At 37.4% G+C, this 14,721-nt stretch carries 17 protein-coding genes and 1 tRNA gene; 10 read left to right on the top strand and 8 right to left on the bottom strand.

From position 1 onward, the window contains the following. Nucleotides 1-33: 33 nt before the first annotated feature. Complete coding sequence (locus QF044_RS02760) at nt 34-1,455, top strand: sugar MFS transporter (RefSeq protein WP_307263374.1); 1,422 nt, start codon at nt 34-36, stop codon at nt 1,453-1,455. A 182-nt stretch (nt 1,456-1,637) separates the two neighbouring features. Beyond that, nucleotides 1,638-1,997, top strand: a complete 360-nt coding sequence (locus QF044_RS02755) for a DUF4260 domain-containing protein (protein WP_307263370.1) — start codon at nt 1,638-1,640, stop codon at nt 1,995-1,997. Between the two features lie 56 nt (nt 1,998-2,053). On the opposite strand, the gene rpsO is transcribed toward QF044_RS02755, so the two are convergent. After that, a complete protein-coding gene (gene rpsO, locus QF044_RS02750) occupies nt 2,054-2,323 on the bottom strand; it encodes a 30S ribosomal protein S15 (protein WP_073334059.1) in 270 nt (89 codons plus the stop codon). 174 nt (nt 2,324-2,497) lie between these two features. Between rpsO and QF044_RS02745 the strand changes: the two genes are divergently transcribed. The 5 genes from QF044_RS02745 to QF044_RS02725 all read left to right on the top strand — a co-directional run bounded on the left by QF044_RS02745 (nt 2,498) and on the right by QF044_RS02725 (nt 6,556). Then, nucleotides 2,498-3,049, top strand: a complete 552-nt coding sequence (locus tag QF044_RS02745; protein WP_307263367.1) for a pyruvate decarboxylase — start codon at nt 2,498-2,500, stop codon at nt 3,047-3,049. Between the two features lie 915 nt (nt 3,050-3,964). Further along, nucleotides 3,965-4,108: a hypothetical protein gene (locus QF044_RS02740; protein ID WP_307263365.1), complete on the top strand. Its 144-nt coding sequence runs from the start codon at nt 3,965-3,967 to the stop codon at nt 4,106-4,108. Nucleotides 4,109-4,143: 35 nt separating this feature from the next. Next, on the top strand, nt 4,144-4,308 hold the full coding sequence (locus QF044_RS02735; RefSeq protein WP_307263362.1) for a hypothetical protein: 165 nt from the start codon (nt 4,144-4,146) through the stop codon (nt 4,306-4,308). Between the two features lie 165 nt (nt 4,309-4,473). Further along, on the top strand, nt 4,474-5,796 hold the full coding sequence (gene mgtE / locus QF044_RS02730) for a magnesium transporter (RefSeq protein ID WP_307263360.1): 1,323 nt from the start codon (nt 4,474-4,476) through the stop codon (nt 5,794-5,796). 22 nt (nt 5,797-5,818) lie between these two features. Beyond that, nucleotides 5,819-6,556, top strand: a complete 738-nt coding sequence (locus tag QF044_RS02725) for an ABC transporter substrate-binding protein (protein WP_307263358.1) — start codon at nt 5,819-5,821, stop codon at nt 6,554-6,556. A 323-nt stretch (nt 6,557-6,879) separates the two neighbouring features. Here QF044_RS02725 and QF044_RS02720 read toward each other — a convergent pair whose 3' ends face one another. Together QF044_RS02720 and QF044_RS02715 are read right to left on the bottom strand one after the other, a co-directional pair. Continuing rightward, on the bottom strand, nt 6,880-7,329 hold the full coding sequence (locus QF044_RS02720) for a GAF domain-containing protein (RefSeq protein WP_307263355.1): 450 nt from the start codon (nt 7,327-7,329) through the stop codon (nt 6,880-6,882). A gap of 11 nt (nt 7,330-7,340) precedes the next feature. Continuing rightward, nucleotides 7,341-8,768, bottom strand: a complete 1,428-nt coding sequence (locus QF044_RS02715; RefSeq protein WP_307263352.1) for a TonB-dependent receptor — start codon at nt 8,766-8,768, stop codon at nt 7,341-7,343. Nucleotides 8,769-8,822: 54 nt separating this feature from the next. Here QF044_RS02715 and QF044_RS02710 point away from each other — a divergent pair, with 54 nt between their 5' ends. Next, the gene (locus QF044_RS02710) at nt 8,823-9,590 is read left to right on the top strand and encodes an MBL fold metallo-hydrolase (RefSeq protein WP_307263350.1); all 768 of its coding nucleotides are present in this window, start codon (nt 8,823-8,825) and stop codon (nt 9,588-9,590) included. Nucleotides 9,591-9,658: 68 nt separating this feature from the next. Next, nucleotides 9,659-9,740 (top strand) — tRNA-Leu (locus tag QF044_RS02705). Between the two features lie 62 nt (nt 9,741-9,802). Here QF044_RS02705 and QF044_RS02700 read toward each other — a convergent pair. The 5 genes from QF044_RS02700 to msrB form a co-directional block, all read right to left on the bottom strand. Continuing rightward, nucleotides 9,803-11,056, bottom strand: a complete 1,254-nt coding sequence (locus QF044_RS02700) for a hypothetical protein (RefSeq protein ID WP_307263347.1) — start codon at nt 11,054-11,056, stop codon at nt 9,803-9,805. A gap of 161 nt (nt 11,057-11,217) precedes the next feature. Continuing rightward, a complete protein-coding gene (locus tag QF044_RS02695) occupies nt 11,218-12,033 on the bottom strand; it encodes a ferritin-like domain-containing protein (RefSeq protein WP_307263344.1) in 816 nt (271 codons plus the stop codon). Between the two features lie 24 nt (nt 12,034-12,057). Then, on the bottom strand, nt 12,058-12,771 hold the full coding sequence (locus tag QF044_RS02690; RefSeq protein WP_307263341.1) for a ferritin-like domain-containing protein: 714 nt from the start codon (nt 12,769-12,771) through the stop codon (nt 12,058-12,060). Nucleotides 12,772-12,854: 83 nt separating this feature from the next. Next, nucleotides 12,855-13,424, bottom strand: a complete 570-nt coding sequence (locus QF044_RS02685) for a fasciclin domain-containing protein (protein WP_307263339.1) — start codon at nt 13,422-13,424, stop codon at nt 12,855-12,857. A gap of 120 nt (nt 13,425-13,544) precedes the next feature. After that, on the bottom strand, nt 13,545-14,063 hold the full coding sequence (msrB, locus tag QF044_RS02680) for a peptide-methionine (R)-S-oxide reductase MsrB (protein WP_307263337.1): 519 nt from the start codon (nt 14,061-14,063) through the stop codon (nt 13,545-13,547). Between the two features lie 109 nt (nt 14,064-14,172). Here msrB and QF044_RS02675 point away from each other — a divergent pair, with 109 nt between their 5' ends. Continuing rightward, a complete protein-coding gene (locus QF044_RS02675) occupies nt 14,173-14,721 on the top strand; it encodes an RNA polymerase sigma factor (RefSeq protein WP_373462676.1) in 549 nt (182 codons plus the stop codon).

Genomic DNA, 14,721 nt, shown 5'->3' with positions numbered 1-14,721 from the left:
TTTAATTATTCTTTTCAAATTAAATAAATGTTTATGATCAATAAAGAAGTAAAAACACAGGGCAGGAATTACACAGTTCCGTTGATAACAATTACGCTGCTATTTTTTATGTGGGGATTCATTACGTGTATGAATGATATTCTTATCCCTTATCTGAAACAGCTTTTCAAACTCACCTTTTTCGAATCGATGCTCGTACAGTTTTGTTTCTTTGGAGCATACTTTATCGGTTCACTCATCTATTTCCTCATCTCTATTACAAAAGGAGATCCCATCAATAAAGCAGGTTATAAAAAAGGAATTATGTTTGGAATCTTTCTGGCGGCCTTTGGCTGCATCCTGTTTTATCCGGCAGCAACCTTCTCTTATTATCCTTTATTTCTTGGGGCTTTGTTTATTCTGGGACTTGGGTTTACAGTTCTTCAGATCACAGCCAATGCGTATGTTTCATTACTGGGCAGTGAAGAATCAGCTTCCAGCCGCCTGAATATGACGCAGGCTTTCAATGCATTCGGAACAACAATTGCGCCTGTACTGGGCGGACATCTAATTTTTGAATTCTTCTCAGCTCCGGACGGTTCTTTCAGTGCAGTAGCTACCAGAATTCCTTACCTGATTTTTGCGGGTATCCTTCTCCTGGTTGCATTATTGATCTCAAGAGTAAAGTTACCTTCATTCCAGACTCAGGAAGAAGAGATTGTAAAAGGCTGGGGAGCACTGGAGTTCAAGCATTTGAAATTCGGAGTTTTTGCCATGTTTTGCTATGTAGGCGGAGAAGTGGCGGTAGGAAGTTTTATCATCAGTTTTCTGGAACAGCCTCAAATTATGGGCTTCGACGAGATTATCAGTAAAAATTATCTGGCTCTTTATTGGGGCGGAGCCATGATCGGGCGTTTTCTTGGTGCCATTTCTTTAAACCAGGGATTAAGTCAAAGTAAGAAAGCAATATACATGTTGGGTGCAGCAGCTGCTGTTTTCCTTGTCATTTTCAGTATCGTAAACCTTAGCTTTGCGCAGATCAGCTTTTTCTTAGTATTTATTGTCCTTAATTTTGTAGCGTTTTTCATTGGTAAAGCGGCTCCGGCAAGAACACTCTCTATTTTCGCAGCGATCAATGTTATTCTTTTAATCTCTGCAATGGTAAATCATGGCGAACTGGCGATGTACAGTATTTTAGGTATTGGGATCTTCAATTCTATTATGTTCTCCAATATCTATACGTTAGCAATTTCAGGATTGGGCAAATACACCAGCCAGGGATCTTCTTTAGTGGTAATGGCCATTTTAGGAGGCGCTATCGTTCCTATTTTCCAGGGTTATCTGGCAGATCAGTTTGGAGTGCAGCATTCATTTATCATCCCGGTATTCTGTTATCTTATCATCCTGGTTTTTGGAGCTTATTGCACCAAATATTTAGGACATGTAGAAAGTACCGAATCAAAATCAGGACATTAGAATACTCTTCAGGTTTTGTAATATCACAAAGCAAGATGCTGATGTTTAGTAAGACAATATATAATCAATACTATAAAGTGGGATATTTTTAAAGCATCTCACTTTTTATTTTTAGTTGTATATAAGATGTAACTTTTAGATTGAACAACATACTTATCAGATAATCAATATCTTTTATTCTTATGAAAATTCAATTAAAACTTGAATATTTTGCTTTCTTATTACTGGGAGTTTTTGCTTTTGGACAAACAGAGCTCTCCTGGTGGTGGTTTGTGGGGCTGTTTTTAGCACCGGACATTTCTATGCTTGGATATGTCGCTAATAATAAAACCGGAGCTTTTTTGTATAATCTTTTTCATCACTTTGGAATTGCTGTGATTATTTATCTTGCCGGAACAGCATTTTCACTTCCCTATCTTCAGATGGCGGGAGCTATTCTTTTTGCCCATTCCGCATTCGACAGGATACTTGGCTACGGATTAAAATACCCGGATAGCTTTCAAAATACACATTTGGGAAAAATCGGAAATGATAAAAAGTAACGGTATAAAAAAAGCAACCTCTTTCGAAGTTGCTTTTATTTTGAAATCTTTGTAGATTATTTTCTTAAACCTAGTTCAGCAATAATTGCTCTATATCTTGCGATATCTTTGTTTTTAAGGTAATCTAGTAAACTTTTTCTCTTACCTACCAATTTCACTAGAGATCTCTCTGTATTGAAATCGTGACGGTTAGCTTTTAAGTGCTGAGATAAGTGGTTGATTCTGAAAGTGAAAAGAGCTACTTGTCCTTCAGCACTTCCTGTGTCTGTTGCAGATTTTCCATGTTTTGAGAAAATTTCCTGCTTTTTTTCTGTTGTTAAGTACATTCCAATATTGTTTAATGATTATTATGTAACGGCTGCAAAATTACAACTATTTTTTAATTCAGCAAAACATTATTGATTTCATATATCAAAATTGATAGAAAAAAATGTTAAATATTTCTTAATAAAATGTACGCAATCCAATGAAAAGGCAGTAATTTTGCATACGAATTACAAATGAGAAAAATTATATTCTTTACAGCAGTCAGCTCTTTTTTATTGATAGGCATTACTTCAGTGAAAGCACAGAAAAATGCAGACAATAAAATAAAAAAAATCCTATACTTCAATCCTGAGGTAGAACCTGATATTGAAGAGATTAAGGAGCCTACCAACCATGCCTTCTTCAGTGCTGTTTCTGATAATTTCAGCGGAAGAAAAAATAAAATACTCAGAGCCGAGGTTCAGATTCCTTTTGACAGTATAGAAAAGCAGACCATCACCGATTACTGTGTTAATAATGATGCTGATTTTGCCATCGTTCCCAAAGTAAGATATTTCAAGGTAGGAATTGGAAAATATGTATTTTCTAATCAGGTTGTCGTAAGCATGAAACTTTTCGACGCTGCAGGAAACCTGGTCACCGAAACAGATTATGATACGTACCGCAAAAATATGCGTCTTTTGGGTTCTACAGAAAATTCCATTAAAATAGGGACAGACGGTGCGATAAAGGGCATCTTGAAAAAACTACGGAAGCTTAAGCATTCGGTGGGTGTAGAGCTTTAAATGTGAAATGTCAATTTTGCTTCGCAAGTGAATTGTCAATAATCAACGGCATTAAAATTCACAATTGACCATTCACAATTTACAATCATTCCAAATTCTGTTGTGAAATATCAATTTTGCTTCGCAAGTCAAAAGTTAATGATTGGCAGCATTAAATTCACAATTGACCATTTACAATTCACATCATCCCAATTGCTGTTGTGAAATGTCAATTTTGCTCCGCAAGTGAATTGTCAATAATCGGCGGTATTAAAATTCACAATTGACCATTTACAATTCACATCATCCCAATTGCTGTTGTGAAATGTCAATTTTGCTCCGCAAGTGAATTGTCAATAATCAGCGGCATTAAAATTCACAATTGGCCATTCACAATTCACATCATCCCAATTGCTGCTGTGAAATGTCAATTTTGCTCTGCAAGTCAAGAGTCAATGATTGGCGGCATTAAAATTCACAATTGACCATTCACAATTCACATCATTCCAATTGCTGTTGTGAAATATCAATTTTGCTCTGCAAGTCAAGAGTCAATGATTGGCGGCATTAAAATTCACAATTGACCATTCACAATTCACAATATTAAATCTTATCAATCTATAATTATTTTTTGGCAATACAATTTACAAACCTCCAAACCCACTGATTACTAGTTAAATATTTTCATCATGTAGTGAATAATTAAATAAATTTTATTAATTTTAGTCGACAAACTAAAACTTATTCCATATGAAAAATTTAAAAAAGCTCAACAGAGAGCAACAGAGACAAATTAATGGCGGAGCTATTGCCAGATGTAATAACACTACAAGACCTTGTACCATTGGATGGTGCTGTAACGGAATTTGCTCACCAATAGCGTGCATTGACCCTGAGTTATAATCCTTTTATTTTTAATTATTAAAATTATTTAACATGAAAAATTTAAAGAAACTCAACAGAAAGCAACAGAAACAGATTAACGGAGGGGCTATTATTAAATGTAGCGCATCCCAACCGTGCTTCATTGGTTTTTGCTGCTGGGGAGCCTGCATGGAATATGCCTGTATTGAAGAATAAGGACAAATTTTCATTTAACTGTAGAATTACTGAATATGAAAAATCTCAAAAAGCTGACCAGAAAAGAGCAGCAGAGGATCAGTGGTGGCAATCCTGCCAGAAAATGCCTGATCCATGAACAATGCAGGTTTGGAGAATGCTGTGAAGGGGGAACCTGTATGCCTTCCCAATATCCTTTATGCGGACCTATTCTTGAATAATATAGGTATTTACAAATTTAATTTTTAACATCTGCTCCGGCGGATGTTTTTTTGTTTAAAAATTTATTATCTACTCTCTTCACTTTAAAAAAACCTTAATTTTCCCCGTTTCTTTCTTAGTCTTAAAATTTTAAATTATTTTTGCATATCCTAAAATCTCACGTTTTGAATTCCAGAGACGAACTTATCTTTAATCCTGCCGACATTGCCGAAACTCTTAGCAACCTTCATGCTGATGAGAGGCTTCTCGCGTTTTTGAAGGTTCCGAAGGAATATAAAGCGGAAGTTTTTTCCCATCTTGATCCTGATTTTCAGGAGGAAACTATCAGAGGTATTGCAAGTGAGGAAGTTTCTGAGATCCTGAACGGAATGACTCCGGATGACAGAACTGCTCTTTTTGAGGATTTTCCGGATGAGCTGATCAAATATTCTATCAACCATCTTAATCCACAGGAAAGAAGAATTGCTTTGAAACTTCTGGGCTACAATTCAGATTCTATTGCCCGTCTGATGACGCCTTATTATATCCAGATCCGTAAGGAATGGACGGTAAAAAGGTGCCTCCAGCAGATTAAAAAAGTAGGAAAAAGGGTGGAAACGATGAACCACCTTTATGTAGTGGACGAAAGAAACCGTCTGATCGATGATATTGCTTTGGGAAGTCTTCTTTTAGCTGAAGAAGACACCCTGATCTCCGAGATGACGGATAATCATTTTGTTGCCATAACGACAACGACCTCAAAGGAGGATGCGGTGACGTATTTTGAAAAATATGACCGGACTGCCCTTCCTATCATAACGGAAGCTGGTGTTTTGGTGGGAATTGTAACGATAGATGACATCCTCGACCAGATCGAGCAGCAAAATACGGAAGATATTCAGAAATTCGGGGGTCTTGAAGCACTGGATGATCCTTACACACAGACTTCCTTGATGGAGATGATCAAAAAAAGAGGGACCTGGCTGATCATTCTTTTCTTTTCAGAAATGCTGACTGCTTCTGCGATGGGCTATTTTGAAGATGAAATCCAAAAAGCGGTTGTTCTGGCTTTATTTGTCCCGCTTATTATTTCCAGTGGAGGAAACTCCGGTTCTCAGGCCGCCACCCTTATTATCAGGGCTATGGCTCTTCAGGAAATCGGTCTTAAAGACTGGTGGTATGTTATGAAAAAAGAGATCTTTACCGGGCTGGCACTTGGAAGCATCCTGGGAGCTATCGGCTTTTTAAGGATCATGATCTGGCATGAAATAGGGCTTTTCAATTATGGAATTTACTGGCCTTATGTAGGCTTAAGTGTAGCCGTTTCTCTTGTCTTAATTGTTTTATGGGGAACACTTTCAGGTTCTATGGTTCCTTTTATCCTGAAAAAATTAAAGCTTGACCCTGCCACTTCTTCAGCACCCTTTGTAGCTACTTTGGTAGATGTTACGGGACTTATTATTTATTTTTCGGTTGCGGGACTTTTCCTGACAGGAAAACTTTTGTAATTTAGGCAGACAAAGTCTGAATATGAAAGTTGTTTCTCTCGTACCCTCTATCACAGAGGCATTATTTGATTTAGGTCTTACTGAAAATGAAGTGATTGGCAGGACAAAATTCTGCATCCATCCAGAAGATAGAGTAAAAAATGTATCGATAATTGGTGGAACAAAAAACATTAATATTGATAAAATAAAGGCATTAAAACCGGATCTTATCCTGGCTAATAAAGAGGAAAACATTAAGGAGCAAGTGGAAGCTTTAATGGACGATTTCAAAGTTCTGGTGACGAATGTGGAAACCATTGAAGACAATTATTACCTTCTTAAAACCCTTGGGAATACTTTTAATAAAGAAGAAAAAGCACAACATTTTAACTTAAAAATTTACGATGTCCTGCAACAGGCTAAACTTGACTCAACAGTAAAAACTGCTTATCTTATCTGGAAAAATCCTTATATGACTGTTGGCTCCGATACTTTTATTCATAAGATTTTAGCAGAAATCGGATTTGAAAATATTTTTAAAGATAAAACCCGTTATCCTGAAATTCAAATGGAAGATCTTGCTGATGCGGAAGTGATTATGCTTTCTTCGGAGCCTTTCCCTTTTAAGGAGAAACATATTGAGGAAATGAAGGCATTTTATCCTGATAAAAAGATTATGATCGTGGATGGAGAAGCATTTTCCTGGTATGGAACCCATATTGCGAAGTGTGGGCAATACTTCACTGAATTTCTGACGGAAATTCATGCAATGCAGCGTTGATTTTTTTTATTACAAAAGGGACAAAAGTTTTTTATACACGTTTGTTATTTTTTAAGTTTAAATACTTTCAAAATATAAGACCACTTTAGTTTCTTGAAAATCAAAAAATTTCATCACACAAAAATTCGTCGGATCAAAATTACCCTCCTTCGGAGGGGTGGCAAAAATTCAAGGAATTTTTGACGGGGTGGCTAACAATAAGATAACTCAACAATAAGCTCTAATAAACATTATTGCCTTCAAGTATCTCTCCCTCAACTTTCAACAAAAAAGCTCCGATATACAATCGGAGCTGGTATTATTATTTCGTACTGAAATTTAAATTACAAAATCTTGGAAACCTCGTTACAAAGCCATTCCAATAATTCACGGTCCTCAGCTGTAAATGGATCCACTTTGTGGGAATCAATATCAATCTGACCTACATTCTGCCCATCCTTGAAAATAGGAACTACAATTTCAGCTTTGGTATCAATAGAGCAGCTTAAATAATTGCTTTCCTGATTAACATCCGGAACTACGAATGTTTCATTGGAAACCGCAACCTGCCCGCAGATTCCTTTTCCATAAGGAATAATGGTGTGATCTGTAGGAGCTCCTACATAAGGGCCTAAGATCAGTTCATCTTTGTCTCCGTTTTTAAAGTAAAACCCTGTCCAGTTGAAGTATGAAATTTCCTGATCCAGCAGATGACATACTTTCTCAAGTTTCTCCTCTGTATTATGTTTTGGACTTTCAAGAATGGAAGAAAGTCTTTTCTTTAGTTCTGACATTTTATTTATTTTTAAGAGAATTGTTTTAAAGAAAGTTCGTCTTTATAACCGAACATTCCGCGCTCTTTTATCATTTCTGCAACGCCTTCAGGAACTTGGTTTTCCCAGCCTTTGACACAGCATGCTATTTTTCTTAAGATCTCTCTGGAATAAATTTCCAGGAACTCCGGATTGTGGTTCGTAATGTCTACAATACGATTATTGTGTTTGAAATATTTGTAAAGCTCTTTAAGGTTTTCTTCTACTTTAAGGTTTGAAGAATCCAATAATTCATGAGTTTCAGGATCTTTATAAGGATAAAGATACACCCTCATTCCGTTTCTGAAGAACTTTCCGAATGCTTCCAGAATTCCTCCTGAAAGATCTTTGTAATATTTCTCATCAAATACCATCAGAAGATTGTTTACTCCCATAGCAACACCAATATCTCCGGATGTATATGAAGCAAAATAATCAATCAGCCTATAATATTCAGAGAAATTTGAAATAATAACGGTATAGCCTAATTTGCCAAGAATATCTACCCTGTCCATAAAGTCTCTTTCGTCAATATCCCCATCTGCCCTAAGGTTTGAAATGGTAATCTCAATCAGAACTTCTGTTTCTTCATGGGTACAGATCGCATCTTTCTGGAACATCTCGAGGCCGTTTTTAAGCATATCGATATTCACTTTCGTTACAGGTCTGAAACTTCCTCTTACCGCAAAGATATTTTTCTTGTACAGAACATCTGCAGGAAGCATATTATTCCCCTGAGAATTGAAGATCACCGCATCTGTCATTCCGTGCTTTACCAGTTGCAGTGACATCAAGCGGTTATCAACATAATCAAAAGCAGGACCGCTGAAATCAATCATATCAATATCAAGACCGTCTTTTGCAATGTCATCGTATAAAGATTCGATTAACGTTCTGGGATTGTCGTAATAGTTGAAAGCTCCGAAGATAAGGTTTACCCCAAGGTTTCCTAAGGTTTCCTGCTGTAAGGTGGCATCATTTTCATTGAATTTTACATGGATCACGATCTCATTATAGTCTTCATTTTCTTTGGTCTGAAAACGGATTCCTACCCAGCCGTGGCCTTTGAGTGTTTTGTCGAAATTAATTGTTGTAACCGTGTTTGCATAAGAGAAAAACTTTCTGTTCGGATTATTTTCCCTTGAAATCCTTTCTTCAATTAATGCTACTTCATAACGGAGCATTTTTCGAAGTCGGTTCTGGGTAACATACCTGTTTTTGACCTCTTTTCCGTAAATGGCATCACTGAAATCTTTGTCGTAAGCAGACATTGCCTTAGCAATTGTACCGGAAGCCCCTCCCGCTCTAAAAAAGTGTCGAACAGTCTCCTGCCCTGCTCCAATCTCTGCGAAAGTCCCATAAATACTGGGATCTAGATTAATTGTTAATGCTTTTTGCTTAGGAGTTAGTTTCTGATACATTAGCCCGTAAAATTTTTCGTAAATTTACCAAAATTAAACCAACCTCAAAAGAAAATGAAGTTGAAATTTTTAGGAACTGGTACTTCCCAAGGTGTACCCGTTATAGGCTGTACATGTGAAGTATGTACCTCCAAAAATCCCAAAGACAAGCGTTTCCGCTCTTCAGTAATGATTACTACTGAGGAAAGTAGAAAAATACTCATCGATTGCGGACCGGATTTCAGGGAACAAATGCTTCTTAACCATGAAAACAATGTAGACATTGCTCTTCTTACGCACGAGCATAATGATCATGTGATCGGGCTTGATGATATGCGTCCATTGATCTTTAAAAGTGGAAAAGATATGCCCATTTACTGCTACCAAAGAGTCGGGCATGAGATCAAAAAACGTTTTCCTTATGCTTTCGCTGATGTAAGATACCCGGGAGCTCCGGCCTTCGACCTTCACGAAATTGAAAATAAATCTTTTCATGTTCTGGATACGGAAATCACCCCTATTGAAGTGATTCATTATAAAATTACAGTGTTTGGATACAAGTTTAAAAATCTTGCCTATATCACAGATGCCAATTTTATTTCTGATACCGAAAAGAAAAAATTACAGAATCTGGATGTATTGGTATTGAACTGCATCAGGAAATTTGATCCGCACCCTGCCCATTTTATTCTTCCCGATGTAATTGCCCTGTTTAAAGAGCTTAAGCCTAAAAAATTATTTTTAACGCACATCAGTCATCATCTGGGACTGCATGATATTGAAGATAAGGATCTTCCGGAAGGAATACACCTGGCCTATGACGGTCTGGAGATAGAATTTTAAAATTTTTCCCTGAAAAAGCTTTTGAACATTAAAAAAAGTTTTTATATTTGCACACCGATTTAACACATGCCCAGTTGGCGGAATTGGTAGACGCGCTAGACTCAAACTCTAGTATCGAAAGATGTACCAGTTCGATTCTGGTACTGGGTACTAAATCCTCTGAAATCAATGATTTCAGAGGATTTTATATTTAAAAGACAATTTTCAAGCAGCTACCATTTGATTCTTGGCAATACTTTTTTAATTTCTTTTCCGATATTATTTCCGGCTTTGCCTAATTCATTGCCTACATTCCTGATAATTTTTACGGCTTCGTGATTCTGTCCCGGCCCATATTGAATATCATGAACAGAAGCATTCCAGGTTTTTACAATATCATTAGTAGGACCAAATTGATTTTGTAATTCTGAACCGATTTTATTTAAGCCTTTAACGATATCATTATTCTTACCAAAACATCCCGAATCTCCCCCCACACCAATGGTAAGACATTTATCAAGCTCCCTGGCCATGAGCTGACCACCTGCACAACCTGCAAAAACATAAGGCTGACCACCTGAGGTTACCGCACACTGTACCACAATCTGCGCTTCTGTATTTAAATTAAGCTTACCTGCTCCATAACACATCGCTGTATTCATGAAATTCACCTGCCCATACTGACCCTGCTGCTGTACACAGGAAAGCAGTTTCTGAAGTTCGGGATCAGAAGATTCTCCTGCAAGACACAAAGGATATTTACTGTAATCGTTCCCATACTGCTGATAACATTTCAGTAAGGACTGGGAGATCTTTCTTTCATTAGCACCACCCATTGTTCCTACAAGACATAATGCCTGTTCTTCAGCTGTTGAAGCATTTTTAACACATTTATAAATTTCATTTTCCTTTTTTCCTGCCATATTTTCAACCATACAGTCTCCAAACTTTTGCTGATCTAATGCTCCATTAAAGCCCATAGACTGATTATAACAATTCGCAGCCGTCTGCTCATTCGTGATCATCAGGTTACCATATGGATTATTAACATCTACTATCTGGCTGGGTAAAGGCTGAAATCCGTTGGCAGTCTGAATACCCACATTCGGACTGTATTGTGGCGGTGTATAATTCATCACTGGTTGTGCCGGCGGCTGAATATCTGAATAACCGATCACCCTTGCTCCTTGTACATAATCAATTTCAATCACATTCCTGCTGTAATCCAGGAAAAAAGCTTTCTGTTGCGGATTGGCAGCCGGCAGCCTTAAATACATCATCCCGGAAGGGTCGCGTTGGGCTAAACCTCTGTTCATAGGGTTACCATCCTGTATCATCATTCCGTCGCTGTATAAGGCAAAAGACTGCTGATGAGCCTGATCATATATCCGGCCAAGCAAAACTGGCTGTGAATAGAGATTGGAAAAAAAAGAAAGAAGAAGCAGGCATACAAACAGCTTCATAAGGCGTAAGTGTAGTGTTTCCATGATATTTAGTTTTAAATCACAATGATAATTACTGCTGTAAAATTGATGATAAAAACGATGCGATACCATTACACTTTCGGGTACTATTTGTACTCAAAAAATCCTACCCTCTTATTTTACAAGGATAGGATCACACCTAAAATAATATTAAAAAAATCGCGTCAGACAATAAATAAGGAAGCAATGGCTGTAGCCTCACTTCCACTTAAAACTTCATCATAAGCTGCAGATCCCGCCGCAGCTCCAAAAGCAGTTGAGGTATTGAATCCAGCCTGATTTACATTGTCTTCTCCGGCATATACAGCATTGGTGGCCGTAGGCATACTTCCGCCGTTTGCCAGCTCTATCCAGCCTTTATTGGCTCTCATTCTTCTCACCTGTGAAGCATGTCTTGCCTCTACAGAGTGTATTTGCAGTGCTGCCTGTAAAACAGCTTTGTTAGACATTACATTTCCGGCTTGTCCTTTGTAAGCACGAACACCCGTATCTTCAAAGGCCTGAGCCAGAATAAGAAACTGATTGTAATCTGTAAAAGGCATAAAATTCCCTCCTGCTGTAAAGTCAAAAACAGGCTTTGGTTTTGGAGTTTCACCTAGGGATGTCAATGTACTTTTCAGAAATCCCACATGGGCCGATTCATGTTTTGAGATCTGCATAAAAACAGGACGGTCTGCATTTGGAATTAATCCAACTGCTGCCAGACCTAATGCATAATATTCATTTTCAAGATATTCCAGCGTTAATGCTAACTGTAAAGCATCTGTCAGGGCACTTTTAAAAAAACTTCCGGAAACAGTACTGTCCACAGTTTCTGCTTTAACCGGAGTTGCCATTAATGCTCCTAATCCCAGTGGAACTGCTGCTACCGCTGCTTTTTTACCGAATGTTGAGACATGGGTAAGAGTTTCTAATCTTGTAGCTTCCGTAGTAAAAAATTTATCATTAGAAAGCTTATCTAGTAATTTAAGAATGTTCATAATAGTAGATTTTGAAGTGATTAATTAACTGATTCCCATTTCTTTCCACGTAAAAGGAGTTTTTATGAATCCTCCTGCTGCCATTACAATGTCTTTAGGTTCTTTCGCAAGATCAAGACCATTGGCATCAATCACGTCATCACCTGAAAAATCAGTAGATCCGGGATTGATAATATTCCTGATCGCCGAAGCGTGTCTGGCCTCCACCGAAACTATTTTTCCTGCAATCACCAGGTAAGCCGGATTGGTAATGTACTTCCCAGCCCCGTTATAAGCCGCCACTCCTGTATCTTCCAGTGCTTTCGCTGTTGCCAGAACAGAATTCCTGTCATTAAAATTCACATTGGTATATTTAAATTCAAGCGTAGGCAACACATTGGTTGTTGCCCCTGTGATGGCTGCTTTAAAAAAGTCGCGGTGGATCACTTCATGATGATAAAGATCTGTGAAGAGTTCTTTTTCAATACTTGAAATTCCTGAATAAAAATTATTCACCACTTTGGTATAAAAATCAGCTTCCAGCTGTTCCAATGCATAAGCGTAGTTCAGAATTCCCACGTCACCACTACCCAGATCAAAAACCCTGGTATTGTCTGTGAATTCAAAATTGTCGTCGTCGGTACAACCGATAAGTGTAAGTCCGGCCATCGCCAGTCCTATACCGCCCAGTTTCAAAAAATTTCTTCTGCCTGTATCCAGAGTAGCACCCTGGCTAGAAACATTAATAGTTTTTTTCATAATATTATTTGTTTATGGGTTAGAATATTCTCAAAAAGGGAGAAAAAACAGCATAAAGAATTATGCTGTTCAACAACTAAACACTACGGCATTAGCACCGTATCGATCACGTGAATCACTCCATTTGACTGGTTCACGTCAGCTATGGTTATTTTTGCATCATTTCCTTTAGAATCTCTTACATAAAGGTTTTTACCTTTTGTCCAGAAGGTAAGTTCTTCACCTTCTACAGTTTTCATCATACTTTTACCGTTTCCGGCTTTTACAGTTGCCCAGATCTCTTTAGCACTGTATTTTCCGGCCAAAACGTGATAGGTTAAAATCTTGGTAAGGGTTGCTTTATTTTCAGGTTTTACCAGAGTTTCAACGGTTCCTTTTGGAAGCTTGGCGAAAGCTGCATCTGTAGGAGCCAGTACCGTGAAAGGACCTGCCCCCTGAAGAGTCTCTACCAAACCTGCCGCTTTTACTGCTGCTACCAAAGTCTTATGATCTTTGGAGTTGACCGCATTTTCAATAATATTTTTAGATGGATACATTGGCGCACCGCCTACCATTACTGTTTTTTCTTTCATCATCTGTGCAGTTACCTTCCCACTGAAAGCGAATGATAAAGTGATCATTGCTAAAACTGCGATTTTTAATCTTGTGTTCATTTTTTGATTTTTTAAGTTAAATATCTATTTGAATTGTGTTCTTAACTTCATTTACGAGGATGGTTTGATTTTAGATTTAAAAAAATGACACTTTTAATCAAACGACTGAATATCAGATTATTAATTTTTATAATTAGGTTCAAAATCCAGACAAACGGAGTTCATACAGAATCGTTTTCCGGTAGGTTTAGGCCCGTCATCAAACCTATGTCCGAGATGAGAATCGCATCTCCCACATAAAACCTCAGTTCTTTCCATATTGTAAGAACTATCTTTTCTGTATTTCACGCTGTTCTTACGAAGTGGCTGATAAAATGAAGGCCATCCGCAGGTCGTGGCAAATTTTGAAGTTGAAAAGAACAGTGGATTGCCGCAGACTGCACAGAAATAAGTTCCTTTTTCATCAAATTCATCATACTTTCCGGTGAAAGCAGTTTCTGTAGCTCCTTCTCTGGCAACCTGGTAAAGTTCCGGACTGAGGATCTTTTTCCATTCTGCATTGCTTACTTTTAAAGGAGTAGTTACGGTTCTGGAATAGTAAGGATTTTTTGTTTTGAATTTCCCTGACTGGGCAAAACCTTTTCCTGCTGTGACCGCCAGAAAGCAGGTAAAAACTGTTTTTATAATGCTGTTTTTCATTTTGATAATTATAAATGATTACTTAAAATCATTTACGATGTAAAAGAATTTCTGGTTTTTGTATGTAATGTGTTTTATTTTATTACATTTGGAATGAAAATTATACACCATTAAAACAAACTATTCGGAAGAGCAGCTTATCGTTTTACTCAAAGAAAAAAACGAAACAGGCTTTCATTATTTATATGACCATTATGCAGGGGCACTGTATGGGGTGGTATTCCGAATCGTTCAGTCAAAAGATTATACAGAAGAGATCATTCAGGATGTTTTTGTTAAAATCTGGAATTCTATTCACCAATATGATGTCTCAAAAGGAAGATTTTATACGTGGATGATCAATATTGCAAGAAATACAGCAATAGATTATTTAAAATCAAAAGGTTTTCAAAACGAACTTAAAAACCAACCGCTTCCGGATTTCGTATATAACTCTGCAGAACTTTCAACGACTAACAATTCATCCGATTTTATTGGATTTAACAACGTGCTTGAAGGTCTGGAAGTTGATAAACAAGAACTTATCAACCTGGCTTATTACCAGGGCTATACTCAGAATGAAATATCTGAAAAACTGAAGATACCCCTTGGAACGGTGAAAACCAAAATGCGGAATGCACTGATGAAATTAAAGGATTTGCTAAAAGATTATCAATAA

The organism is Chryseobacterium sp. W4I1, from assembly GCF_030816115.1.
Classification (GTDB): Bacteria; Bacteroidota; Bacteroidia; order Flavobacteriales; family Weeksellaceae; genus Chryseobacterium.
This window is presented reverse-complemented; position numbering and strand designations above follow the sequence as displayed.